Consider the following 26048-nt stretch of genomic DNA (forward strand, 5'->3'; position numbering starts at 1 on the left):
ACTACAATCTTTTTTTAATTAAAAAAGTTAATGATTCCAATGGTATCCAAATCCTCCATGAATGATCACAGATATTGGAGATTTATGGGTAACCCCCTAAAAATATTAATAGCTTACGTATGATAAATACGTATGATTAAAATTCCATTTTATTTTTTAATCTGTTTATAAAGTGAATTTTTTAGTCAACTGACGTAGTGAATCGTCAAATAGAAAATATATCAGTCATAATATGTTAGGAGAGAATAAATTTATGAAAAATACAAAACATTTATTGATAGTAGCGTCAATAGCAGCTGGAATAACTTTAGCAGGAGAATCTGTACATGCTCAGCAATTAACAACTACTAAAATATCCAGGATAACTACATATAATTATACCGAATGTTCTACAGTAACTATTAAGTTAAACGATAAAAGCGATATTGTTAAACACATACAAGTCACTTTAAATTTATATTTCGGATCTGGACTTGAAGAAGATGGAGTATATGGAAAATTTACAGAAGATGCTGTTAAAAGTGTACAGAAAAAATTAGGCATAAATGTTGATGGCATCTTTGGACCTAAAACGGCTAAAGCCTTGTTGAAGTATGTTAATAACACTTCTATGGACGACAAAAATGGCTTTACTCCAGTGTCTGTTAATATTCAAAAGCAACTTATAGATTTAGGTTATAAAATAAATGCAAATGGGAATTTATCTAGTTATGATACAATGTTAGCTATAAGACAGTTCCAAAAAACAAATAATTTATCTGTAACTGGAAAAGTAGATATGAATTTATTAAATAAACTTAATAAACAAGATAACATAAAACCTGATGAAACAGAAAAGTTCAAATCTGATACTGATTATTATATATCAGTAAACTCTTCTGATAATTTATGTAGAATTTATCAAAAAATAAGTGGTAAATGGAAGGAAATTAAATGTTTTGATATTCTTTCAGGAAAGGTTATTAATGGGGATTATGTATCCGGGCTCCGAGGTAAAGAGATAAAATTTAATATAGTACCAATGAAGAATTTTACTCAAATAGATGGTCTATATGTTTTTTATTCAGCCGAAAATGACTCAGGATATGGTTTAAGAATTTCTGATGAAAGTGCTAAATTTTTAAGTAATATACCGTATAAAACCGCCATTAAAGTATTTTAAAACTTATAGTTTTCATTGCAACCTCTGAGCATATCAAGTGATTCTTAGACTCAGATGGAGTTTGCTTATGGGGAATACCTCTTACCTAAGCAAAAGCTCGTAAAATGCCATTTAGGCATTTTACCCATCTGAATCTTAGAAGAACTTATCTAGGGGCGTGTCATCCGTTATCTCTCACCTTAAGAAAAGCAGATATCCCAAATCTATGATTTGGAGATAGTCGCCTTCACAGAGTGTGATGGGAGTGTTACGGATGGTAGCCATCGGATAAATAATTTTTGGGCAAACTGAAGAGCAGAAATAAACTGCTCTTGAAGTTGCACAATATATTATTAAGTCATTAACTTGTTTTCCAATTTCAGTAGTTATATGTAACTTAAAATCTTAGTCTTTGTATCACTATAATGACAGTTCAGATTTAAATGCTATTGCTGCATTTCCAGAAACTTTAACTTCTACAGGTTCCATATTTTCTATTTTTACCTCAACTCCAATAATACCTGCTCTTTTTATGACTTCACCCTGCACAGCCTTAAATTTAAATGAAGAATTGTTGCATCGAACAAGATTGTGATGAACAAGGTATGCTCCAAGAGGACCATTGGCATTACCAGTTACAGGGTCTTCATTAATACCTATTGCAGGAGCAAACATTCTGCCATGCACCAAAATATCACTATCTTCTTCATTAACTGTAAAAACATAATATCCATTACACTTAATGCTCCCGCTTAATTTAGAAAGTGCAGTATAATCTGGCTGCAGTGCATTTAAAGTTTCAATACTTTTTATACCCACCATAACCTTAGAATGACCTGTTGAAACAATCTGGATTTTATATTTTTCCATTAAATCACTGTTTTTTATATTAAGCGCTTTTAAGAGTTCCTCTTTATTTATGCCATCAATAATATTGCCAAATTCAATTTTCCCCTGTGTCATAATAATTTTATAGTCCTGATTTTCCTTTATTATATCAACAGGCAAAATTCCAGCTCCTGTTTTATGATAAAATCTTGAAGTATCAAGATTATTTTCAATAGCACGTGCATAATGAGCAGCAATAGTAGCATGTCCGCAAATTGGCACTTCATTTGTTGGAGTAAAAAATCGCACATGAACATCATATTCATCATCGTTATTTGAAGAAAATATAAAAGCTGTCTCTGAATTGTTAAGTTCCCTAGCTATTTTCTGCATTTCACAGTCAGTTAATCCATCTGCATTTGTTATTACCCCTGCTGGATTTCCTGAAAATTTTTCCTTTGTAAATGAATCGATTTGATATAAATTGTATTTTTTCATTGCCTTTGCCTCCTAATATATATATATATATTGATCTTGTAATTAATTATAATATTATTGGAAGCTAAACAATAGTATGCACTTTTTAGTTAGATACTTACCATTTGGAAAGAAAAATCAGTGACAAAAGAATATGAAAAATAAATGTAATAAGATTTCATCAGTAATTTGTCGAACCTATTTTAAGAGATGCTTTAATAAATTATGTTTTTATTCATTTTTCTCAATGATGTAATCAAAATATAATTTGTGAAATTCTGTAATCCTATACCTCTCCAGATCCATTAAAGCTTTTTTAATTTGCTTATCAAAATTATTTTGAACTAACCAAGTTAAAGAATCTCCAGTAAATACATGTTCTCCATTTTTGTATACATGGATATAGTATTGACAATCAATTAAGTCATCTATATCATTTGGTTCACACTGAAAGCAAACGCCTTCTGTAATTATCTCATATTTTCTTTTATTTATGTCTGTAGTATATGTCATATGATATTCTTTTACCTTTGTCATATAAATACACCTCATTTTATTTAAATTTTACAAACATATTATATTATTTACAGAATATTCTTACTTTTATATTGTCAAAATCATATCATAGCTTTTTAATTTTGTCAATATAATCCTATTTTTCAATTTATATTTCATTTTATGCAAAAAATCATAATAAATAAGCTGACAAGTTACTTCTACTTATCAGCTTATTATCCTTATTTCATCAATCCATAATATACGATTTAGCTTGCTGAAGCATTATCTGTGCTTTCAACAAACTGTTTATTTATTAATTCAGTTTTTCTCTTCTTATCACTGAATAATGCAAAAAGTATACCTGGTAAAAGAATTACAGCGCTCACTTTAAATGTAAAACTAAAAGCTTTAACAGTATAGGTCAAAAAGGTATCTTGGATATAAGGTACTATTTTTTTTGTTTCTTTCTTTTGAGCTTCAAAAGCTTCTTTGATACTATCTTTATAAATCGCTGAAGATGAGGCTAACACATCAGCTTCTTTTTCATCAATTATGTTTAATATTTCTGAAAGATTAACATTTTTAGCACTACCTGCTTTAACAGAAGAAATCATATGGAGCTTGGTTTTATTATCAAATACAGTGTCATTCTGTATTGTTTGCACAGCAGAGTCTTTAGCATAAGACATCTGAGTAGTCATATTTGATGTAAATATAGTTAAAAACAAGGCAACCCCAAGTACAGTTCCAAGCGTTCTTGTCATGTTATTTATTCCAGAAGCTATTCCTATTTTATCTACAGGAACATTAGCCACTATAGAACCTATTAGTGTTGCCATACTTAAACCCGTACCAGAACCAGCAACAATTAATCTTAAGATAATATCTATATTTGAAGAATTCTGAGTAAGAGAACTATTTAAGTAGCAAGAGGTAGCAAGTAAAAGAATACCCAATGCACTAGTAACTTTGCTGCCTAATTTTTTTGTCAAAATAGTAGCTATTAATGAAAAAAACATTGAAGTTAAGGACATAGTTGAAATGATAAGTCCTGCTGACAATTGATTTAATCCTTTAACCTGAATTAGGAAAAAAGATAGCAAATAAGTACCAGACATCATGCCAAGTCCCAATAAGAATAGAGTAATGGAACCATTCGTAAATGGTGCAGATTTAAATAAGCTAAGTGGAACCATGGGCTCCTTAACTTTTAGTTCAATAATAATAAATAGCACAAGGGCTATAGCAGAAACTGCAAACAAGGAAAGGATAAGGCTTGAAGTCCAACCTTTTTCAGTAGCCTTCATTAATGCGAAAGTTAAACAAAACATAGCAATTGAGATTGTTATAATTCCCCCAAAGTCTATACTTTTACTTGCAGTTGGGTCATATGATTCCTTTATGAATTTCATAGTTAATAGTATACAAATGCAACCTATAGGTACATTAATAAAGAAAATATATCTCCAATTAAAAAATTGAGTTACTATACCCCCAATGGATGGTCCACTTGCAGCAGCAAGACCAGAAAAAGCTCCCCAAAGTGCCATAATACTTCTTCTCTTTTGTGGTGGAAATATTTCAAGAGAAAGAGGCGCTGAAATAGTCACAACAAAAGCTGCAGCTAGTCCTTGAATTGTTCTAAATAATATAAGTGCTTGAAGTGAATTTGAAATACCACATAGTAGTGAAGATATAGTAAATAAAAATACTCCTACAATAAACAGTTTTTTTCTGCCAAATTGATCCGCTAACCTCGAAACAGTTACTAGAATAACTGCAGTAGCTAGATTATAGGCATTTACTACCCAAGAAATATGATCCATAGTAGTATTAAAGTATTCAGCCATTTTAGGCAAAGTGATATTTACTACAGTTGTATCTAACAATGCCATAAAAAACCCTAAAATAATAGCTACAAAAGAAATGATTTGATGTTTTTTGTTCATAATACAAACCTCCTAAATAATATAAAATATATTAGTGTATAATAAACTACTATAAATTATAGTAGTCGGGCGAAAAAAATGTCTCTCATTATAAGGACTTATTTAGAGACATTAAATTATTAATTATAATAATCAAAAACTTTTTCAGACCATTTTTCTAAAATGCTATAAAATTCGTTATATAGATCTAATATGAGGAATTCAGAACCAGATTTTTCGTTGTGCTGCTTTGTGTAATTATAAATTGGCTCCACATATGCCCTACGTTCTGCTGCCTTTTCTTTGAAGTTTTTAAGGTATTCTTTTCTTTTTTCTTCTGGTAAATTTTCTATGTTGACTAAAAATGCATTAAAATCCAAATAAAGATTTCCTATATGCTTTGAACTTTCTTCCATTAATTCATTGAAATATGCATTTCCTTTTTCATTCAGTGAATATAATGTTTTTTCGGGCATTTCACCTTCTTTAACAGTTCTTGAATTTAAATATCCATTCTCACATAATTTAATTATATTTTTATAAATTGACGGGTTACTGATTTTTAGCCACTTAGTAAGATTCCATATATCAAATTCTTTAACCATTTCATAGGCACTTTTCTCTTTGTTTTTCAAATAGCCAAGTATTATTAAATTTATTGAAGACATTTAATCACCACCATTTATTATATTACTATAAAGTATAGTAGTATATGATATATTTGTCAATATAGAATTTGGTAAAATTATTTTAAGATGTTAGCATTTAAACTATAAAATACTCATTGTTTATATCATCTTCCTTATATTTTACAAACCCGCATTTTTGCAGCACTTTTTGAGATGCAAAATTATCTTTCTCAGTTAAAGCCATAATTCTTGAAATACCTTCCTCTCTTAATGCCCATTTACAAATTATCTCTACTGCTTCTGTCATATATCCATTGCATCTATATTTTTCATTAATACCATAGCCAATTTCAACAATACCGCTGTCATCAGCCTGTCCCATAAAGCTTGCACTTCCTATAGACATATTATTCTCCTTTAATATAATTTGCCAATTTGTATACCATAAATAATTTTCCTTATGCTTTTGAGCTTCCTTATAAAGCCATTCCATTGCCTTTTGAGTATGGCCGTCTAAAATTTCATATGAGTTATTTAATCCTAATGCATTCTCCATTTTATCCATACCCTTTAACATCAAATTAAATTGTTCCAAATTTAGTGGTATTATGGTTAGTCTTTTAGTTTCCAATTTCATTATTAAACCTTCTCCTTAATATCAATATTTTAACTATGAAAATTATACTATTTATATTTGCATTAAATAACCGCCAAAACCTTTCATAATTAAAAATTCGCCATAAAGCATTTTCCTGCTAAATGACGAATTTTAATTACTCTATTTTCAATTTGACCTTTGATAATATTTTTTCTATACTTTTAGGACACAAGTAATACATTTCAGAAAGAGAGTTTATAGATACTCCTTTTTTATACTTATTATAAATTTCTAAGTTTCTATTGGAATTCTCATCTCTGCTTCCTGTCAATTCTCCCCATGCTCTCTTATTACATTGTTTTCTTGGTATATAAATATATTCACCATCAATATAATCCTGAATTGCAGATATAAGTTCTGCTGGTAATATTTCTAATGCTTTTTTATAGCCCAACTCTGTGCTCCTCCTAATTTAAAACTTATTTTAGGATTTTGCAAAGGCTATTTATATTACTAATTTGTAGTGTATATACAATAGCCTCTGCTATGCACATACAATCAACATTAACACAAAAATAATCTCCCTTCATTTTTAGATTTAAATTAAGTTAACACCATAATATTACTTTTATTATAAGCTTTAACCCATTTAAAATAAAGAATTTCCTTGAAATTTACCAGCAGTTTTTCATTTAAAACCTAAAAAATTGGTTTACTATCTAAATTATCGCCTTCGCTGCCATTTGGATTACTTCTCAAATACTCTCTACCATTTTTTGCTTTTCCAACATTCACTCCCTCTATTAAATCGTCCTTTGCCATCATTATTGCTTCATCTATTGAATATACATTGCCATTTTCAAGCATTACATCGGTTATATCTCCTTGAGGATTTTTCTTCACCCTTACAACTTTTGATTTATCACTCATAATTAACACCTCACCTATATTTTTTCATATTACTTCATAAAATTTCTTTGTAATATTATTTGTGATAATTTTATAAACTATTCCCATCTAAAAAATCTAATAGAAACAATTGTACAAATTATAGCAAGTGCAGCCATTATAAGAATAGGAAAAATAACACCTTCCATAGGCAAACCAAGAGAAGCAGCTTTTAAAAGTTTTATTCCCTGTGTTAGAGGCAATATATCAGCTGATTTTTGAAGTACTTTGGGCATTACTTCATAGGGTAGTGTGGCTCCAGAAAAGATTAGCATTGGAAAATACAAAATACTCGCTATAACACTTGCTATTTTTGTATTTGGCGCAATTCCTCCAACCATAATACCAATGCTAAACATGGACAGCATTACTAAAAAATACCCACCTGCAAATTGAAGCCATGAACCGTTTAACTTATAACCAAAGAAAATTGCTGCAACAGCATAAACAAGTACTAATGAAACAAGTGAGTAAAGAGTATAAATAACTACCTGAACTGCTAAAATTAATGCTGGACTTGTTGGCGTTACCTTAAATCGCTTCAAAATCTTTTTATTACGGTAATCTGATACTACTAAGGGAAGCCCCATAACCCCACCTGCACAAATAGCTATAGTCGATATGGCTCCAAAGGATTGAGCTAAAAAAGTATATTCTGATCTATAAAAAGCAGGCTTATTCCCATAGATAATACCTAAAATAACCACTACTACCACTGGCATACATATTGCAAAAATAAACATGTCCATTCCTCGCAGAGATAATTTCAATTCAGTTTTAAGCATTGTACTAAATGTTTTCATATCTGTTTTCCTCCTCTGTGTACCAAAGATAAGCATCCTCAAATTTTTCAAAAGGACTTGAAGCAACTGCTTCTTGTACTGTTCCTTTAAATATTATTTCCCCACTTTTAAGAATACAAATTTTATCACATAAAGCTTCAACTTCATCCATGAAATGAGAACTTAAAAAGATAGTAAGACCTTTCTCCTTCAATTGTAAAATACATTTCCAAACATCACGCCTTGCCTTTGTGTCAAGTCCTGTAGTTAGCTCATCTAAAAATACAACCTCAGGCTTTGGAATTAATGCAAGTATAATAAATAACCTTTGTTTTTGTCCTCCTGAAAGCTTGCTAACAAGACTTTTTGCTTTATCAGAAAGTCCAAATTGATTTAGCAAAACTTTATAATCCTCAGATGATTTATAAAGTGATTGTGTAACCTGGCACAATTCGGCTACTGTTATATTCTCCTGATAATTTGCTTCTTGAAATTGAACACCTACTTTTTCAAACAGCTCTTTACGTTCTGTTTGTGGATTCCTATTCAAAATGGATACTGTTCCACTGTCTGGCTTTTTCGTTCCTAAAATGCACTCAATGGTTGTACTTTTGCCTGCACCATTTACTCCCAAAAGGCCAAATACCATACCACTAGAAATTGTAATGTTGATGTTTTCAATTGCTGGCACTCCTTCATAATACTTGCTTAATTTTTCAACCTTGATGATGGATTCCATACTTTTTTCCTCCTTTAAACTTATTTACACAAAAAGAATAACACCAACACAAAGATTGGTGTTAAAGTGTAGGCTTTACCCCATCACATTTCTTTTTTCATTTTTTCAATGTGAAACAACATTGTATGAGCATTTCTTTCAGCTGATTTCAAAGAAGTAATCAACTTATCACATACAGATATGATTTCATCACTTTCCCCCGGAGTATCAAGCACCTTTTTAATATTCACATTTGGATTTTCAGATAATGCTCCAAGCATTCTCAAGATAGCTTCAAGAGAGTAATTTGCACAACGAAGAGAACGAATAATTTTTAATCGTCTAATATCTTCGTCTCTATATACACGATAACCATTTTGTTTTCGCTTTACACTTAATAATCCATTCATCTCCCAATTTCTCAAAGCATCCATGGAAACTTGTAAATATTCAGCAGCCTCTTTCCTTTTAAGAGATAATGTATCTGTTGTTTCATTAGATAATAATTGTTTTACACTTTCTATGGCTTCTTCTGCATTACTCTGTTCTTTTTGTATTTGCTCTATATAATCCTGTGTAAGAGAAATAGCTTTATTAAAGTTTCCTGCTGCAGACAACTTTACAATCTCAACAACCTTTTTACGCAGACCATTCTGAAGCACTTCAATTTTAAAAGCAATTCTTGCAAGCTTAAATTGCTCAATATGAAGATCTGTAAAAACACGATAACCATTAGATTGCCTATAAGGTTTAGGAATAAGTCTAAGTTCTTCATACATCCGCACCGTGTTAGGATGTATTCCTATTATTTTTGCCACTTCTGCCGTCATATAGGTATTCATTTTTTAATTCACCTCTATGCCTATAATACTATCAATAAAAAGTCTGGTGTTATAATAGAGAGTTCAATTATGTTATCGTACTTTTTTCTTTACTGGTTAACATTAAATCCTTATATAGAAATATCATAGTAATAAAAAAACTTAATACAGCAAAACCAATATTCAGGGTTTTATTATGTATAAATTCTCCTATAAAAGGCATTACCATAAAAAAATAAATTATAATTAGAGGATATGCTAATTTTCTCAGTTTACGAGTTTCCACAAATTCAGACATACTAGCAACAAATAAAAATATTATAATTATTGTTATTATGATTTCTGGTAATTCCACTCTCATAAACATTGCTGCCACTTCAGCTATACTCATAATAAATGCTAGTATTCCTAGAATATTTGCTATAGATTTAAATTTCGTAAATACCATCTCCCAATATCAATCACACTACTAGATATATATAATAAAATGACTTGCTTTATGCTTAAAGTAAATTAGCCTATATGTATAATTAACTAGTAATTATCATATAGGCTTTTAGTACTATATGGATTTTATTTAATACAAAACGCCTGAAAGCATAATGTATCATCACTATAACCTTTGATGAGATTTTCTTCATGCTTTATGTATACTGGATTACCACCATAAACAGGATGAATATATTTCACTTCTATTTCATTACTTTGAGTAGTATCACAAAGTTCTTTAAGAATAAACAACCCTTGTACAACAGGATTTTCTGTTAGATGAATAGAATTTGTATCTCCTGTTACATGACTAAAATTTGAAATTTCTTCTTTTGAAAAACTACGCCACAAAGTTCCACACTCTTTAACATCTTCTTTTTGAACAGATTCTTTAACCTTTGCATTCATCATTAAATAAACTGTTAATGTTTCTGCAATTTCATTATTAACATATCCACTACAGCTAATTACACAAAGCTTTCTGCTGCTTTTTACAATTTCATTTTTATAAGTTTCATTATCTAATTTTGATTGGAATTGTTGATATTTTACTTTGGCAATAAATGCACCTTCGTAAAAAAAATCTTTCTTCATAGTAAATGCTTTAAATAAATCTATCATTTAATTTTCCACCTTAATATCAATATAATAGTTAAAAATTCTTATTTTCTAAATCTTCTAATGGTTTTACTGCATTACCATACCACCATCAACGTTTATAACTTGCCCCGTAATGTATTCTGACATGTTTGAAACCAGAAACAAAACAGCACTAGCTACTGCTTCAGGCCTACCGTAAGCTTTCATTGGAATTTTAGATAACATTTCCTCAGTTACTTTTTCTGGAAGTGATGCTGTCATATCTGTTGCTATATATCCTGGAGCAACAGCATTTACTTTTATGCCGCGATCTGCCAACTCTCTTGCTGTTGTTTTAGTAAAACCTATAAGTCCAGCCTTAGAAGCAGCATAATTTGCCTGACCAACATTTCCTGTTATACCTACAACACTAGCCATATTAACTATACTGCCAGATTTTTGTCTTAACATCTGTTTTGATACAAATTTAGTGCAGTTAAATGCTCCTGTGAGATTTGTACTTATTACCTTATCCCAGTTTTCTTTTTTCATGGTCATCATTATACCATCACTTGTAACCCCAGCGTTATTTACTAATATATCTATTCTTTTGAATCTTGCAATTATAGCTTTTACAACTTCTTTCGTTGATTCCTCTGAACTCACATCATGTTTTAAGCCTAAAGCTTCAACATCATAAGCTAATGATATTTCATTTGCTGCTTGTTTTGCTCTTTCTTCATTAGTTCCTGTTACCACTATTTTTACTTTTTCTGCTGCTAATTTCTCTGCAATAGCTCTCCCAAGTCCTCGTGTTCCTCCTGTTACTAAAGCCACTTTATCGGTTAAACCTAAATCAATCATATTGAACCTCCAATTTATGAAATAGTTTTATTTAATGTATTCTCTAAGCAACCTTTTGAATCCATTCAAATTATATTCATAAGAAAATCTTACTACGTTCCTTCGTTCATTAACTTCCATATTACCTTCCAATGAATCCAATAATAGATTAAGCATATTATCAAATACCATTCTTATAATTTTGTAACCTTGATTCATATCGCAATTATTCAACCCACACTTCTGTAAAAATGCAATTTCATGTTGTGTCATATTTTCCATTATTTCTTCTTTCAAATTCTCATATCTTGTTCCCTCACTATATCTAAGTAAAATTAATAATCTCTTTCTCTTTGCTATTAAATCATCTATTCTTCTATGGGTTGGAAGGTACCTTTCTAAGTTTTGCTGATTTTTCAAAAAAGCTTTTGTTAATATTGGAAATATTCTAGAATTATAATCTCTTAATATATCTGCAAAAGATTGTGGTAAAACAGTATAAAATAACTCTTCTTTGTTCTTAAAATAAATGTAAATATTACCTACCGAAATATTTGCTTTTGCAGCAATATGACTCATTTTCGTATTTAAATATCCTTTTTCTAAAAACATATCTATTGCTGCATTTTCAATTGATTTTTTAACCTCGTCTTTTTTTATTTGAACCATTTTACTCTCCATTATGTTAAAACTGAATTTATAATTCATTTTTATATTAGTACTAAATATTGCCTTTGTCAATTATAAATAAAAAAAGTACCCTTAAGGCTTATGTTTCAAAACTTTAGGAGTGCTCCGTTTAGATTTTATTTAATTAGTACCTAAATTTTCTTTAAAGATATTTAAATATTTCATAACTAATGAATTGTCAAATCCAACTCCATGGTTAATACTATCTGCCATATCTAACATTTCATCCGCAAAATTAGAATAAGAAAAATTTGTTTTTTCCATATCCTTGTCTATTTGTTCATTATTATATCTTATAGTACCCATAACAGCTATGATACCTGTTTCAAATTCTTTTCTCTGCTGCAGTGGCATTTGTTCCAGCATCTCTCTCCATGCTTTTCTTACATATGATGGTGCTGAAGGTGGTGGAAAACCAAGACTTGCCATACCACATCTATAATAATCCAATGAATGATGGATCATATCTAGCCCTGCTTTTTCAAATTCTTTATACTGCAGCTTATCTTCATCATCCAATTTACCATTTAAAGCTTCATTATAATCATCTACTTTTTCATCTAACACTTTACTGAAGCTTTGTTGTTTATTTTCTTTTTTCTTACTATTAGTAATGTTATTGTTTTGAATGTTTGATGTATTAATTTGTATCGACATAAATATCTCCTTTCAAAAAGTTGTTACACTTTTGTTATCGAAATAAATATCCTATACTTAACAATTTTGGTTTAAATTATACCAAAACACCAATATATTCCCATGTATATCATGCAATTGTTTAAGATTGTAATATTAGCTTAACTCAATATAAGACTCCAAATAGGCACAGACAATAAAGTCATAACAGTAGAAAACACCACCAGCTTTGTTCCAAATACATAGTCTCCACCATACTTAGCTGCCAAAATAGCTGTAGTGCTCCCTGCTGGCATTCCTGTTAAAAGAACTGCTACACCAATAATAAGCTTATCAATTCCAGCTAATTTGCATCCAATAAACACCAATCCAGGAATCATTACAAGTCTGATTATAGTAAAATATATAACATCCTTATTTATAATAGTCTTTAAATCATCAACTTCTGCTATAATACAACCTATCAATATCATGGTAAGTGCTGTAGTACACTGCCCTAAATTACTTATAGTTTTCTCCATGAATGCAGGTAGATGTATTCTTGTAATCATTAACAAAAATCCAATGTAAACAGCTATCATACAAGGATGCAATACTACTTTTTTAATTGCTGATTTTTTGTCAGTTTCATTTGTAAACTGTGACAATCCAGCTGACCACATAGCAATTCTATTAGGAATACAAAAAATAGATGAATACATAAGCCCTGTTGCTCCAAATATACCTTGTGCAATAGGATTTCCTAAAAAACCTGAATTGGATACAAGTGTTCCATATTTGAAAATCTTTCTTTTTCTTATATCATAACTATTAAAAGCAAATTTACAGATAATATAAGAAAGGATCTGTGCAAGTGCAGCAATCACTATTATAACTATAAATTTTTTTAGTATTGCCATATTGAAATCAATTCTGAAGGAAGTGATTATATTACAGGGTAAAATAAGATTTAAAACCAATTCAGTTAATACTGACTTTGCCTTTTCTGTAAGTATACCCTTTTTCCTCATAAACACTCCAATAAGCACTATTAAAAACATTGTACCTTGGAGTGTCCACATTACATTAAAATCCATTAGTTTTGCTTCCTTTCATTTTGTCAGATGCTCGTAAAGTTAACTTATAATAAATCCTGCTTTAACATTTCCCTATAAATATGTTTTATGGCTACGAATTGGCCTCCAACAAAATAGCCATCATCATATAAATTAATATGAACTACTTTAACAATAGCAGGTATAGTCATTTTATTATACTTAAATATCACTTCTAGTATATCATCTATTTCAAATTTTGTAGTTGATATAAATCCTATACCTGAAATAGAAATATCTACAGTTATTCTTTCCAAATGAACATGTTTAGAATTTACACTCATAATTCTTAACATATCGTCATAGCTATACCTTTTATTTATTCTACGATCCTTTTTAAATATCTGGTCTCTATCAAACAAATAACTAAAATTATTCTTTTTCATACTATCACTCGCTTTTCTATAAATATTAAAATAACGACATGATGATATTCTTCACACATTATGTTTTTGAAAATATTATATCATATTGTAGAAATTTGGTACAATATTTAATCCATAATTATTCTATGAAATCAAAATTTTCCACTATCAACTCTAGACAATTGGAAAAGGAAGGAGTATAATGCAATCAAAAGCGAATTAATTATTCTCTTTTACAGGAGGTACAAATATGGTTCAATATAAAAAAGACGATATTAAAGAAAAAATCGATAATGCAGCCTTAAAAATCTTTGTAGAGAAAGGCTATGAAAAAGCAAAAATTTCTAACATTGCAATAGAATCAAATGTTTCAGTTGGAAATATATATAGGTACTATAAGAGCAAGGAAGAAATATTTTATTCAATAGCTTCTGAAAGTGTCTTAGAAAACTTGAAAAGTATCTTGATTAATAAGCTTACATTTGCAAAGGACAAAACAGCAAACGAACTAAACTCAAAGAATGATTTTCAACTTGTAAATGAAGAATTTATTGATTATATGATTAAAAATAGAGAACAAATTTTAATAATGTTTAACGGAAGCAAAGGTACAAGATATGAAAGTCTAAAATATGAAGCTATAAATTATATGATAAAAAATATAAAGGAAAATTATTCAAAAGAAAACAATAAAATTATCTATGATTCTATGAATTATAAGATTATTAAAATCATATATGAAAATTTGATTTCAATGATGATAGAAGTTCTTAAGGAGTCAGATTCCCCTGAAGACATAAAAAATTCATTTAAAATTATAAATCTTTATCATCTATTTGGAGTTACTAATTTATTTAAATAATTAATGAAAAGTAAGGAGTGTTATGAAATGGAAACCACAATATATTATTTTACAGCTACAGGAAACAGCTTGGACGTTGCTAAAAGTATTGAAAAATCCCTTGAGGAAACTGAACTTGTATCTATACCTAAATCAAGTAATTATAAAATTATAACACCTGTCACAGAAAAAGTAGGCTTTGTGTTCCCAGTATATGACTATAGTATTCCCCTGGTAGTAAAAGATTTTTTAAACAAATTGGATTTATCTAATACAAGCTATATTTTTGCTGCAGCAACCTGTAATTTCTTACCCGGTCTTGCACTTGACAAAGTTGATTCTATATTAAAGAGAAAGGAAAAGAAATTAAATAGTGGGTTTGTAATAAAAATGCCTGGAACTTATATAGCTATGTATGGTGCAAATTCAGAAAAAACTCAAATAAAAAAATTCAAACAAAAGGATAAAAAAGTTACTACAATTATAGATTGCATAAAAAACTGCAAGGATCATGGTATTGAAAAAAGTAAATTAATTATTGATAGACTTTTAGCACCAAAGTTTGAAAAATCTATGGACAACTTTCCTACTAAAGACAGCACCTTTTGTGTTGATGACAATTGTATAGGATGTGGAATTTGCAGTAAAGTTTGTGCCTTTGACAATATTAAAATCATAGATGGCAAACCTAATTGGCAGCATAAATGTCAGCAATGTTTTGCCTGCATACACTTATGTCCAAAAGCTTCCATACAAATAGGAAAGGATACAGTAAATAAAAAAAGATACAGGAATCCTAATGTTTCCATGCAGGATATTATAAATGCAAATAGTTCATTGAAATAAACTAGAAAAACTACAGAAAGTGGACTCTCACCTTCTGTAGCAAATCTTGATAATATATAACAATAATTTTTATTATCTACAGCAATATTTTTTATTTAATACAACCGTATAATAGTCAAACAGCTTAACTAAGCAATTTAGTAGCTTCCTTTTTGTTTAATCCACATCCATACCAAGCTGCAATTAAAAGTACTATCCATACAACTCCAACTATAGCTGGAATTCTTGTATCTGCTCCCATGCACATTGAAATAAATACACCAACTAAGAATATCATAGTGATGATGCCTGAAGCTGGATAAAGTACTGTTTTAAACTTCAAATTTTTAACCTGTTCAGGTGTAAGACTCTTTCTAAATTTAATCTGAGTGTAAACAATCATGAACCAAGCAAATATACCTGCAAATGTTCCTACACTTGTAACATAAGTAAATGCTTTACCAGGAGCAACGTAGTTTAATATAACTCCGATTAACATAAATGCTACTGAAGTAAGTATTCCATTCTTAGGAACGTTAGTTGAACTAAGCTTTGCAAAGCACTTAGGTGCTTGTCCCTGTAATGAAAGATTGTATAGCATACGTCCAGTTGTAAATATACCTGAATTACATGATGATGATGCTGCTGTAAGTACAACGAAGTTTATTATACCAGCTGCTGCACCTATACCAAGTTTAGCAAATGTAAGAACAAACGGACTTCCTGTTGTTCCTATGCTGTCCCAAGCATAAAGTGACATTATAACAAATAATGCACCAATATAGAAAATCATTACTCGCATGAAAACACTGTTTATAGCTGTTGGTATTACTTTTTCAGGATTTTTTGCCTCTCCAGCTGTAACTCCTATAAGCTCAACTCCTACGAAAGCAAATGAAACCATAGTTAATGTTGATATAGGTCCCATAATTCCTTTAGGGAAGAAACCGCCGTGAGCAGTCAAGTTTGAAATGCCAATTGGCACTCCTTTATTTCCCAAACCAAATGCTATCATAGCTATACCAACTATAATCATGATAACTATTGTAGCAACTTTTATAAGTGCAAACCAAAATTCAATTTCTCCAAATGCTTTTGCGGCAGTTAAATTTACGCCTGTAAGTATACAAATAGCAACCAATGCTGATACCCATTGTGGTACATTTGGAAACCAAAAGTTAATATAAATACCTACTGCTGTAACTTCTGCCATACAAGTTACAACCCACATTATCCAGTATGTCCATCCTGTTAAATATCCTGCAAGAGGACTCACGTAGTCGTTTGCATATGCACTGAATGATCCTGCAACTGGATGTTCAACAGCCATTTCACCAAGAGCACGCATGATAAAAAATATAATTATTCCTGCAACACCATAAGTAATTAATATAGCTGGACCTGCAGCTTTAATAGCTGTTGCTGACCCTAGGAACAAACCAACTCCGATAGCTCCACCAATTGCCATCATTTTAATGTGTCTTTCTTCAAGACCACGTTCTAGGTTTTCGCCTGTTTGAGTTTGAACTTCGTTATTCATTTTACTTACTCCTTCCTTAACAAGAAAAAATTGGTATTTTGAAAACTCAAAATCTACTAAGATTTCAGTTTTTTCAAGTTATATCAAAAAGAATTTTCCTCACCTACTATTGAATATGAATTGTCATATCTAAAATATATATTGTGAAGTAATCTTTATGAACGAATTAAAACTCATGACAAATAAAATAATTCCGTCTTTTTTAAATATTCAATTTCAAGTAAATTGTCTATTTTATACTTTTGTGTTTTCAAATTATTCAATTTATACAATATTCTTTCTTCATTTTATATAATCATTCCAGTATTGTCAATAACGACATAAACAATAAAAAGTATCATCTTCTACAGAATTATGCGAAAAAACCTCAACTAGCTACAACTAACTACAAATAACTACAACTTTAAAGCTAGTTTTATTTAGCCCGGATTTTCTTTATCTATTTTTCTAAAGCCTAATTCGAAGACTTTATGATGCCTAGTTGATTTTTTCTCAACAACTTATAATAAAATTGTGAAATGTTTAACCTTTGTATAATCATTTGTTTCATAAAATAAACAATTTCGAAATTTAACATTACATCATTAACTAAGTCTAAATAACTAACCTTTCTTATGTAACTTTCTTATATCTTTTAGTTCTTGTTCAACCTTATATTTTAAAAAATTGTACTTGAGAAATTTATCATCTTATACTTGCTAAGTTCTTCACAAAAAATAATGTAACATAACTTCAAATGCAGTAAGATACTGCAGAATACACTAATAAGCAACTTTTAACTGTATATTAGATATAAAACAGTTTAAAGTTGCTTCGCTTACTTTCAATTACATTGTTTCATTTTTAAATAAAAAAACTTTTCCTTTTCAAAGCTCTAACACATTACAATAATTTTATATGGTGTAGTTTGTGCTGGTATACTCATTGTAGTAAAACCATAAACAACAATTAGATCGTGATTGGCAGGATTTTTAGTATAAGCTTGATCATTTTTAAGTATTATCTTAGTACATTGTGAAATATTTAATTTTAATTTATTATCATTGCTCACCAACTGTCTGTTAAAATATGACACTTTAACTTTTTGATATTGTGTATCTCTTGCCATAACAATTGCTCTAAATTGAGGTGGAAAAATCATAGGAACTGGTGCATTTACATCATAAAACCCAGTTACCATATCTCCTATTCCAAGCATTACATGATCTACAAAATAAGTATCTGGTGATACCACAAATTTTACTAAGTCTCCATATCTATTTTGTACAGATATTAATTTATAGCATCCTAATTGCTCTCCATTTGGTTGTACCCAAAAGTCATCAATCATAATAACTTTACCATGAAAAGATTGAAAATTTATCATTTTCTCACTCCTATTTAAACTCATATCCTATATAAATTATGCATTTTTAAAATATTTTGTTACATTTAATATAAAATATTAGTTATACTACTCTTATTTTTTCAAATTTAACACCTACTGTAGATAGATAGAATATACTATTACTGTTAACTATTAATATGGAAGTGTATGAACTTTGACAAATTCAAATAATAGTGATTATTATGTATTTAAACGTAATGAAAAATATTTTAGACCTTCAAAATTACCAGCACTAAATATTAGAAACTTTGACTATGATTTTTTTGATAAATATTATAATAAAGCAAGCTTACCAAATTACCTATTCTCATCACCTAAGGACACTATTATAAATTATTTTAGTATATTAAGAGAGGCTTCTAATATATCAAAAGGTGGATGCGGAAGTATTGGAAATGCTTTAGCTCCTTATCCAATTTCATATAAATTTTTTACATCAGAATATCAAACAAATGTATCTTTCAAAGACTACATGAAATTATTTAAAAACACCGGCCATATTAATTTAATAAAGCTTAATAATCTAATTAATATAACTACTTTACCTGGAAAATACAAATATTTTTTTGAAATTGAAATAATAGAACCATCTGTAAATGGAAATACAAGCTTTGCATATTATTATGGATTTATATATTTAAAAAATGAAAATGGAAAATACAAAATTTCTGATGTAGACTTGCGAGGAGAAGATTTTCTATGTGCTGCTTATCATGGCTGGGCACATAATGCAGAATTATATGTATCTACTACTTATGGAGATTGGTGTAATCTTATAAAAAAAAGACATCAAACAGAACAAATTGGATATATTAAAAATATTTATGTGACAGGTACTGATGGACATGAATATAAGTTTAAATTTTTTCAACTTACTAATGGCACTGACATAGAAGTTGGTCAATTTATTAAAGATAGCAGTAATGAATGGAAACCCATAAAAATAGACGTAAATAAATGTATAAAAAGATGTAGATATTCTTATTTGAGATCACATTATATGCCACTTGCACTAAAATACCCCTCGTATTTTTAAAGGAAATAATAAACAAACATGAAAGTTAACAAATTAACAATCTTAATTAACAGTAAGAAATCATCTTTAACAAAAATACCAAGAGGTTTATCGCATACTTTTTAATATACGATAAACTTCTGAAACAAATTATATTATTACTCTAATAATAGCAAACAATGGGAGTACCTTTCTCAATATTATCAAATATTGTCTTTGCCAAATAGTATGGTGAATTTATACAACCATGAGAACCATTGGTCTTATATATATCCCCTCCAAACTCATCTCTCCAACTTGCATCGTGAATTCCAATTCCTCCATTAAAAGGCATCCAGCATTCAACAGGAGTACTATAATCTTCACCAGTTAAAGTTGCATTTTTTTCTTTATATTTCAAACTATAAATACCTTGTGTTGTTAAATCATTACTACTTTCATTACCTGTAACCACATCTCCTTGTACTATTAGTGTTCCATTTTTATAAAACCATAAATGTTGATTTGTCATATCTATTTCCACATAGGTATTCCCAATGTCATTACTATCATGAGAAAAGGCAGTTTGGATATAGACAGGCTCTTTTACTATAGTTTTTCCTTCTTTGATTGTTTTATTTAAATTTTGTATTTCCTTAGCAGTATTAATTGACCAGCCATAATCGCCTCCACTTATATCTATTGTTTTTCCTGAAGTTGTAACAAAACTTCTTGTCTTTCCTACCGTATTATAAGTATTAAACAATGAATTCATATAGTTTTTTTCTTTTTGATCATCAATCACAACTCCAAAATTTTCATCAATTTTAAGCCACTTATTTATTATTGAACCATCTATGATTTCTTTATGATTTCCAAAAGTATATGTGATTTTTGAAGATATATATTTATTAAGAATGTTTTTATTATCAATAGTCCTTTGAGATTTTGAAGTGTGCTTTGGATTTACATAGCAATTAGCTGCCTCTAAATCTATTGTATCTTCTCCACTAAATATTGCCTTTGTCACCTTGCCACATAAAATATCTTTATTAATCTTATTTCCATTCACTTCATCTATAATCACATAACCCTTATCTGTATATTTAAAGCCAGGTTCTCTAGGTTCAACTATATTACTGATATTAACGCAAGAAAGCTTCTCTACCTTTTCTTTTAACAATTTTTCATCATATATAACTACATCTGTCATTTTCAAATTTTTTGTACTAAAAAAAGCTGAAATCCAATTTAAAGGGTTTTGTCTATGTTTAAATTTCTCATATTTTCCTCCTGAATTATATCTTAGACCAATATCAACAGATCTAATTTGTTCTGTTTTACCGCCACGCTCCTTTATATTTACTGTATATGCTTTCAGCTTTGATGTCATTTGTTCTTTTACTTCTTCAACAGTTTTACTCGAAACATTGATATGATTAATTTCGGAACCAAAATAGAAATGATTTTTAAAATACATTGCTATGCCAAAATATATACAAAGTAAAATAGCAAAGCCTATGACAATTTTATTATGCTTATTTTTTTCTTTTACCATAGTATTCCTCTTATAATTGCAACAAAAATTTTAAATTAATAGTTGTTTTTAAAGTTAACAAATTCTCTTATAATTAAGAGATACGCCCATTTTTATATGTTAATATTTACAGTCATTATATAACTCTAAAATTATTTTTCGCAATTAGAGCCGTTTAATGCAAAAAACTATCAGTTTTATTTTTACAAAGCTGATAGTTTTTACATAATTTAATATTTTGTCAATCCAATATACAACTTACTTATACATTTAATATCAGCATTAAGTTTAAAATTGTTATTATAACTGCAATTATTCCCAAAACTATTTTAGAAAATACATCATTAGAATATTTACCCATTACCTTTTTAGATGAAGTTAAATATATTTGCAGAAATACTGTAATAGGTAATTGTATGCTTAAAAACATTTGTGAATAAATCAAGCCTTTAAATGGATCTTCTATGAAAAATATAATTAAAATTGCAGTAATTAGCGTTGCTCCAACTCCTACTTTTGTATGTGGATCATTTATGTCATAAGGCTCCTTATATATACCAGCAAAAATACTTCCTGCTGCCATCCCTGCAGTTATTGTAGAAGATATACCAGCAAATAATAGGGCAATTGCAAATATCACTGCTGCTCCCCTACCTAACAATGGTTCCAGCATTTGTCTAGCCTGTCCAAGATCTGTTATGTTTATTTTATTACAAAAAAATGTAGCTGCTGCAATCAAGACCATAGCACTATTAATAGCCCAGCCTATTATCATGGAAAATAAAGTATCTGCAAATTCATATTTCAACTGCTTTTCAATTATTGCTTCATCCTTTAAATTCCACTGCCTGCTTTGTATTATTTCAGAATGAAGAAATAAATTATGAGGCATAACCACAGCACCAATAACACTCATTACTATAGGCATAGCACCTTTAGGAAAGCTAGGTGTAACCCAACTTACCACAGCCTTCCCCCAATCTACACTAATAAATGCAAGCTCAATAATAAAAGAGATACCTATAAGAGAGACAAATCCAATTATCCACTTTTCAAGTTTTTTATAAGAATTAGTAAACAGCATCCATATAATTAATATTAAAGCCATGACACTACCAAGCTTTATGGGTATTTTAAATAACATATTAAGTGCTATTGCTGAACCAAGTATCTCCGCCATTGCAGTTGAAGCAGCTGCAAGTGTTGCTGTTATCAAAATACTTCTACTAAGCCAAGGCTTTAAATAAATCGAGGCTGCCTCAGATAGACAATATCCTGTAGCTATACCAAGATGTGCTGCATTATGCTGCAATACAATAAGCATTATTGTTGAAAGTGTAATAGTAAATAAAAGTGCATATCCATAAGTTGATCCAGCCATGAGGTTAGATGCCCAATTTCCTGGATCAATGAAACCAACTGTAACTATTAATCCTGGCCCTATGTATTTAATGAAATCCAACGCCATAAACTTAGGTTTATGTTCTCCAGTAAATAATCCTTTTTTCTTCTTTATGTTCATCACTTGCCTCCTCCTTCAATGTTGTTAATCTTCTATAAATAAATATTATCACAATTAATAAATATTATCATCTGATATTGACTATTTAAATTATTTGTTGTAAAATTATCATAAAAATTAGTCGAATATACTTATTATGTATCTTCAAAAGTCACTTTTTATAAAATACTTTTTAGTATGGAGTATTTTATTATTTAATATATAAAATGAAAAAGGAGAGGATTATATGTTTAGTGAAAATTTAGCTCAAGCTTTAAATAACCAAATCAATTTTGAATTTTATTCTGCGCATCTTTACTTATCAATTGCCGCTTACTTTTCATCTATTGATTTAGACGGCTTCGCAAACTTTTTTACAGTTCAAGCTGAAGAAGAAAAATTTCATGCAATGAAATTTTATAATTACGTAAATGAAATGGACGGAAGAGTATTACTAAAAGGATTTGAAAATCCTCCTGTATATTTTGACTCACCTTTAGATGCTTTTGAAAAATCATTAGGACATGAAAGAACTGTAACTAAGAGAATTTATAATCTTTCTGATATTGCATTGGAAGAAAGAGAACATGCTACTTTAAGCCTACTAAGGTGGTTTATAGACGAACAAGTTGAAGAAGAGAAAAATTTCAACACAATTATTAAAAAATTGAAAAGGATAGAAAATGATATGGCAGCACTATATATGCTGGACTCTGAACTGGCTGCAAGGGTATTTGTTACACCAGTTAACTAAAAAGTACTTTTGATAAATCTGCTTTCAACTATGTATATCAATAAAAAGGTTCTATCTCAAAATACATATAACATGATTTTTGAGATAGAACTTAATTATATTATAATCCTATAAATAGCTATTAAGATCTATTTGCTCTTTAAACACTTCTAGTCCTACTCTGTCTATGTAATCTCCTAATCTTTCTCTTGTGCCTGCATTTTCACTATATACTTGAATAACTTTTTCTATTAAATCATATATTTTTTCTTCTGATACAGAAAGTGCTATTCTATCTGCTATTCTTGGCTTGGCTCCACCTTTTCCGCCAACATAGAGCATCCAACCTTTTCCGCCACCTATTAATCCTATATCCTTAAAGGCACTATCTGCACAGCTATTAGGACAACCACTTACACCTATCTTTAATTTATTAGGTAATTCTTTTCCATGATATAAACTATCTAACTTTGATCCAACTGCTACTGAATCTTGAAGACCTCTTTTACAGAAAGTAGTGCCTGGACATATTTTTATACTTCTTACACATAGCCCAATTGCTGCACCTGGATCCATTTCTAAATCTTTCCAAACATTATCTAAATCTTCTTCTTTTAATCCAACTAATGCAATTCTTTGAGCTCCTGTAACCTTAACAGCTGCTGCATTGTATTTTTCAGCTACATTTGCAATAGTTCTTAAAATATCTGGTGTCACAATTCCTGCAGTTAAATGTGGTGCGATACTGTATGTTTCCTTATCTCTTTGCAATATTGCCCCTTTTTCTAGTAAATCCTTTTTCATTTTGCAACCTCCTGAATTTTGTTTTTAATAATATAATACACTATTTATTAGATTACTTCTATTTCTACATCAACATTTCCTCTAATGGCTTTGGAATAAGGACAGTTCTTATGAGCTATATTTGCATATTTTAAAGCTTTTCCTCTTTCTAATCCATCAATTGATACTTGCAATTTTACAGCTATTTTTAATCCCTTATCCTCTGGATCTTCTTTTAAGGATACAATTGCTGAAACAGTAGTTTTTTCAAACTTTGTTCTAGTTTTTTGCAAAACAACTTCCAACGCACCATTAAAACAAGTGCTATACGCAGCTGCAAAAAGCTGCTCTGGATTTGTTAATGTTGTTTCTTCTCCACCTAATTCCTTTGGCATCGCTACATCTAAATTAAAAGACATATCTGGTGAATAAACTCTACCTTTTCTTGCTCCTACATTAATCATTGTTGTTTCATATAAAGTTTTCACAATTTTATCTCCTTTCAATAGCTTTTATTAAAATTTATCTTTCATTCAATAATTCATATTGTTTAATAATCTTTATCTTGAAATTAGAATAACATAGTTTTACCATTAAATCAACTTATTTTTGTCATTTTCAACTCAACTTTCTCATCTACAAAATATAAAAATAATACTTACAATGTGCTCAAATTGCCAAACAGGAAATATTAAAAATTAGTATTCCATGGTTTTGCCTATAAATTGTCACGGCATTGTCACAAATAACCTTTATAATAAAAAAAGTAAAAAAACTTAATGGATAACATATTGTTATTAAATATGTGGATTATAATAGGAGTTTCCTTAAAAAAAGAATGTAAAGGATGGTAATATTAATGAAAAAACATAACTTTTTAAGTAAAACAACAGCTTGTTTACTTGCAATTGGTGTATCAATGGCCTTGTTTGCAGGTTGCCAAAGTAGCAGCAGTAATAGTGGAACAGCTAGTAATGCTACACAAAGTACTAGCAAACAAAATGGCAATAAGCCCTCTGCAGAGCAAATGAAGAAAAGGGTACAAGATAGTATTCAACCTCTAGTAACAGCAGGAACTATAACACAGGCTCAAGCAGATAAAATTATAGCAGCATATGAAGCACGTCCTGCAGGAAATGGACAGAAGAATAAAACACAGGATAATCAACAAAGTAGCCAACAGGGAAGTACTCAAAATAATGGACAAAATAAACAAAGATTTAATCCTTTAAGTAAATTAGTAAGTGATGGCACTATTACACAAGCTCAGGCTGATGCTGTTACTCAAAAGATGAAGGAAAATTCTACACATAAAAACAATGGACAATCTTCTAACTAAATAATTTATGCCATTCCAATTCCCCTAAGGCATATTAAAATCCTTATTTTACAATGCTGCATGTACTTGCTGCATATAATTATCCCATATTTGACCTGGATATGTTGCACCATATAAGTTATAAACATACTTTGGTGTATCATATCCAACCCACACTACTGTAGTGTAATATGGAGAATAACCACATAACCAACCATCCTTTTGATCATTTGTTGTACCAGTTTTAGCAGCACTAGTAATTCCATCAAGTCTTACATTATAAGCAGCCCCCCAGGTATTTTCTAAAGTACCTTTTAAAATATCTGTCATCAAATAACTTGCATATTCTTCGTATACTCTTCTTTTTTCCATTTTATTTTGATAATTTTGTCAATCAACTCACTTCCTTATAACTATGTGTAACACTTAAATCTGTTTGTCTATAATATCCCCAGCAAACTCTATGCATATACTTTACTTTTAAGATGCATTATCACTAATAAAAAACTACTGGCAAAACGTGTT

General features: G+C 29.6%; 30 protein-coding genes. 6 read left to right on the top strand and 24 right to left on the bottom strand.

Features of this window, described 5'->3' with window-relative positions; all coding sequences use genetic code 11:
- Window positions 1–253 precede the first annotated feature (253 nt).
- On the top strand, window positions 254–1162 hold the full coding sequence (locus Q6H37_RS18765) for a peptidoglycan-binding protein (protein ID WP_318735164.1): 909 nt from the start codon (window positions 254–256) through the stop codon (window positions 1160–1162).
- Between the two features lie 399 nt (window positions 1163–1561).
- Here the strand turns inward: Q6H37_RS18765 and Q6H37_RS18770 are convergent, their stop codons facing one another.
- The 17 genes from Q6H37_RS18770 to Q6H37_RS18850 all read right to left on the bottom strand — a co-directional run bounded on the left by Q6H37_RS18770 (window position 1562) and on the right by Q6H37_RS18850 (window position 14085).
- A complete protein-coding gene (locus Q6H37_RS18770; protein WP_318735167.1) occupies window positions 1562–2467 on the bottom strand; it encodes a PhzF family isomerase in 906 nt (301 codons plus the stop codon).
- 210 nt (window positions 2468–2677) lie between these two features.
- Complete coding sequence (locus Q6H37_RS18775; protein WP_318735170.1) at window positions 2678–2983, bottom strand: hypothetical protein; 306 nt, start codon at window positions 2981–2983, stop codon at window positions 2678–2680.
- Window positions 2984–3210: 227 nt separating this feature from the next.
- Window positions 3211–4893, bottom strand: a complete 1683-nt coding sequence (locus tag Q6H37_RS18780; RefSeq protein WP_318735173.1) for a DHA2 family efflux MFS transporter permease subunit — start codon at window positions 4891–4893, stop codon at window positions 3211–3213.
- Window positions 4894–5012: 119 nt separating this feature from the next.
- Window positions 5013–5540 (bottom strand): PadR family transcriptional regulator, encoded by a 528-nt coding sequence (locus tag Q6H37_RS18785; RefSeq protein ID WP_318735176.1) that lies wholly within the window; start codon window positions 5538–5540, stop codon window positions 5013–5015.
- A 97-nt stretch (window positions 5541–5637) separates the two neighbouring features.
- Window positions 5638–6138: a GNAT family N-acetyltransferase gene (locus Q6H37_RS18790; protein ID WP_318735178.1), complete on the bottom strand. Its 501-nt coding sequence runs from the start codon at window positions 6136–6138 to the stop codon at window positions 5638–5640.
- Between the two features lie 136 nt (window positions 6139–6274).
- On the bottom strand, window positions 6275–6553 hold the full coding sequence (locus Q6H37_RS18795) for a CD3324 family protein (protein ID WP_318735180.1): 279 nt from the start codon (window positions 6551–6553) through the stop codon (window positions 6275–6277).
- A 245-nt stretch (window positions 6554–6798) separates the two neighbouring features.
- Entirely contained in the window at window positions 6799–7029 is a 231-nt protein-coding gene (locus tag Q6H37_RS18800; RefSeq protein WP_318735182.1) for a DUF3892 domain-containing protein, read from the bottom strand.
- A gap of 77 nt (window positions 7030–7106) precedes the next feature.
- A complete protein-coding gene (locus tag Q6H37_RS18805) occupies window positions 7107–7850 on the bottom strand; it encodes an ABC transporter permease (RefSeq protein WP_318735184.1) in 744 nt (247 codons plus the stop codon).
- Window positions 7837–8568, bottom strand: a complete 732-nt coding sequence (locus tag Q6H37_RS18810; RefSeq protein WP_318735187.1) for an ABC transporter ATP-binding protein — start codon at window positions 8566–8568, stop codon at window positions 7837–7839. The genes Q6H37_RS18805 and Q6H37_RS18810 overlap by 14 nt, the downstream gene beginning before the upstream one ends.
- Before the next feature lie 83 nt (window positions 8569–8651).
- Complete coding sequence (locus Q6H37_RS18815; RefSeq protein WP_318735190.1) at window positions 8652–9389, bottom strand: MerR family transcriptional regulator; 738 nt, start codon at window positions 9387–9389, stop codon at window positions 8652–8654.
- A 67-nt stretch (window positions 9390–9456) separates the two neighbouring features.
- On the bottom strand, window positions 9457–9816 hold the full coding sequence (locus Q6H37_RS18820) for a hypothetical protein (RefSeq protein ID WP_318735193.1): 360 nt from the start codon (window positions 9814–9816) through the stop codon (window positions 9457–9459).
- Window positions 9817–9941: 125 nt separating this feature from the next.
- Complete coding sequence (locus Q6H37_RS18825) at window positions 9942–10478, bottom strand: MaoC family dehydratase (RefSeq protein WP_318735195.1); 537 nt, start codon at window positions 10476–10478, stop codon at window positions 9942–9944.
- 66 nt (window positions 10479–10544) lie between these two features.
- Entirely contained in the window at window positions 10545–11300 is a 756-nt protein-coding gene (gene fabG, locus Q6H37_RS18830) for a 3-oxoacyl-[acyl-carrier-protein] reductase (protein ID WP_318735197.1), read from the bottom strand.
- Window positions 11301–11327: 27 nt separating this feature from the next.
- Entirely contained in the window at window positions 11328–11948 is a 621-nt protein-coding gene (locus Q6H37_RS18835; RefSeq protein ID WP_318735199.1) for a TetR/AcrR family transcriptional regulator, read from the bottom strand.
- A 141-nt stretch (window positions 11949–12089) separates the two neighbouring features.
- Complete coding sequence (locus tag Q6H37_RS18840) at window positions 12090–12626, bottom strand: hypothetical protein (RefSeq protein WP_318735202.1); 537 nt, start codon at window positions 12624–12626, stop codon at window positions 12090–12092.
- Between the two features lie 140 nt (window positions 12627–12766).
- The gene (locus Q6H37_RS18845) at window positions 12767–13681 is read right to left on the bottom strand and encodes an AEC family transporter (protein WP_318735204.1); all 915 of its coding nucleotides are present in this window, start codon (window positions 13679–13681) and stop codon (window positions 12767–12769) included.
- 44 nt (window positions 13682–13725) lie between these two features.
- Window positions 13726–14085, bottom strand: coding sequence for a PilZ domain-containing protein (locus Q6H37_RS18850; RefSeq protein ID WP_318735205.1), 360 nt, complete (start codon window positions 14083–14085; stop codon window positions 13726–13728).
- Window positions 14086–14314: 229 nt separating this feature from the next.
- On the opposite strand from Q6H37_RS18850, the gene Q6H37_RS18855 reads away from it, so the two are divergent.
- Both Q6H37_RS18855 and Q6H37_RS18860 read left to right on the top strand, forming a co-directional pair.
- Window positions 14315–14926 carry a TetR/AcrR family transcriptional regulator gene (locus tag Q6H37_RS18855; protein ID WP_318735208.1) on the top strand — a complete coding sequence of 204 codons (612 nt, stop codon included), beginning with the start codon at window positions 14315–14317 and terminating at the stop codon, window positions 14924–14926.
- A 27-nt stretch (window positions 14927–14953) separates the two neighbouring features.
- Window positions 14954–15751 carry an EFR1 family ferrodoxin gene (locus Q6H37_RS18860; RefSeq protein WP_318735211.1) on the top strand — a complete coding sequence of 266 codons (798 nt, stop codon included), beginning with the start codon at window positions 14954–14956 and terminating at the stop codon, window positions 15749–15751.
- A 124-nt stretch (window positions 15752–15875) separates the two neighbouring features.
- On the opposite strand, the gene Q6H37_RS18865 is transcribed toward Q6H37_RS18860, so the two are convergent.
- Both Q6H37_RS18865 and Q6H37_RS18870 read right to left on the bottom strand, forming a co-directional pair.
- Window positions 15876–17270, bottom strand: a complete 1395-nt coding sequence (locus tag Q6H37_RS18865; protein ID WP_318735213.1) for an amino acid permease — start codon at window positions 17268–17270, stop codon at window positions 15876–15878.
- An 874-nt stretch (window positions 17271–18144) separates the two neighbouring features.
- On the bottom strand, window positions 18145–18636 hold the full coding sequence (locus Q6H37_RS18870; RefSeq protein ID WP_318735216.1) for a hypothetical protein: 492 nt from the start codon (window positions 18634–18636) through the stop codon (window positions 18145–18147).
- A 175-nt stretch (window positions 18637–18811) separates the two neighbouring features.
- Between Q6H37_RS18870 and Q6H37_RS18875 the strand changes: the two genes are divergently transcribed.
- A complete protein-coding gene (locus tag Q6H37_RS18875) occupies window positions 18812–19693 on the top strand; it encodes a hypothetical protein (RefSeq protein ID WP_318735219.1) in 882 nt (293 codons plus the stop codon).
- A gap of 142 nt (window positions 19694–19835) precedes the next feature.
- Here Q6H37_RS18875 and Q6H37_RS18880 read toward each other — a convergent pair whose 3' ends face one another.
- Both Q6H37_RS18880 and Q6H37_RS18885 read right to left on the bottom strand, forming a co-directional pair.
- On the bottom strand, window positions 19836–21209 hold the full coding sequence (locus tag Q6H37_RS18880; protein ID WP_318735222.1) for a L,D-transpeptidase family protein: 1374 nt from the start codon (window positions 21207–21209) through the stop codon (window positions 19836–19838).
- A gap of 241 nt (window positions 21210–21450) precedes the next feature.
- Window positions 21451–22710, bottom strand: coding sequence for an Nramp family divalent metal transporter (locus Q6H37_RS18885; RefSeq protein ID WP_318735225.1), 1260 nt, complete (start codon window positions 22708–22710; stop codon window positions 21451–21453).
- 226 nt (window positions 22711–22936) lie between these two features.
- Between Q6H37_RS18885 and Q6H37_RS18890 the strand changes: the two genes are divergently transcribed.
- Window positions 22937–23443, top strand: coding sequence for a ferritin (locus Q6H37_RS18890; RefSeq protein ID WP_318735227.1), 507 nt, complete (start codon window positions 22937–22939; stop codon window positions 23441–23443).
- A gap of 108 nt (window positions 23444–23551) precedes the next feature.
- Here the strand turns inward: Q6H37_RS18890 and Q6H37_RS18895 are convergent, their stop codons facing one another.
- Both Q6H37_RS18895 and Q6H37_RS18900 read right to left on the bottom strand, forming a co-directional pair.
- Entirely contained in the window at window positions 23552–24226 is a 675-nt protein-coding gene (locus Q6H37_RS18895) for an NAD(P)/FAD-dependent oxidoreductase (protein WP_318735229.1), read from the bottom strand.
- A gap of 47 nt (window positions 24227–24273) precedes the next feature.
- Entirely contained in the window at window positions 24274–24693 is a 420-nt protein-coding gene (locus Q6H37_RS18900) for an organic hydroperoxide resistance protein (protein ID WP_318735232.1), read from the bottom strand.
- 371 nt (window positions 24694–25064) lie between these two features.
- On the opposite strand from Q6H37_RS18900, the gene Q6H37_RS18905 reads away from it, so the two are divergent.
- A complete protein-coding gene (locus Q6H37_RS18905) occupies window positions 25065–25544 on the top strand; it encodes a hypothetical protein (RefSeq protein ID WP_318735235.1) in 480 nt (159 codons plus the stop codon).
- Between the two features lie 48 nt (window positions 25545–25592).
- Here the strand turns inward: Q6H37_RS18905 and Q6H37_RS18910 are convergent, their stop codons facing one another.
- Window positions 25593–25895 (bottom strand): hypothetical protein, encoded by a 303-nt coding sequence (locus Q6H37_RS18910; RefSeq protein WP_318735237.1) that lies wholly within the window; start codon window positions 25893–25895, stop codon window positions 25593–25595.
- Between the last annotated feature and the right edge of the window lie 153 nt (window positions 25896–26048).

Source organism: Clostridium sp. JS66, assembly GCF_033561535.1.
Lineage (GTDB): Bacteria > Bacillota > Clostridia > Clostridiales > Clostridiaceae > Clostridium_AM > Clostridium_AM carboxidivorans.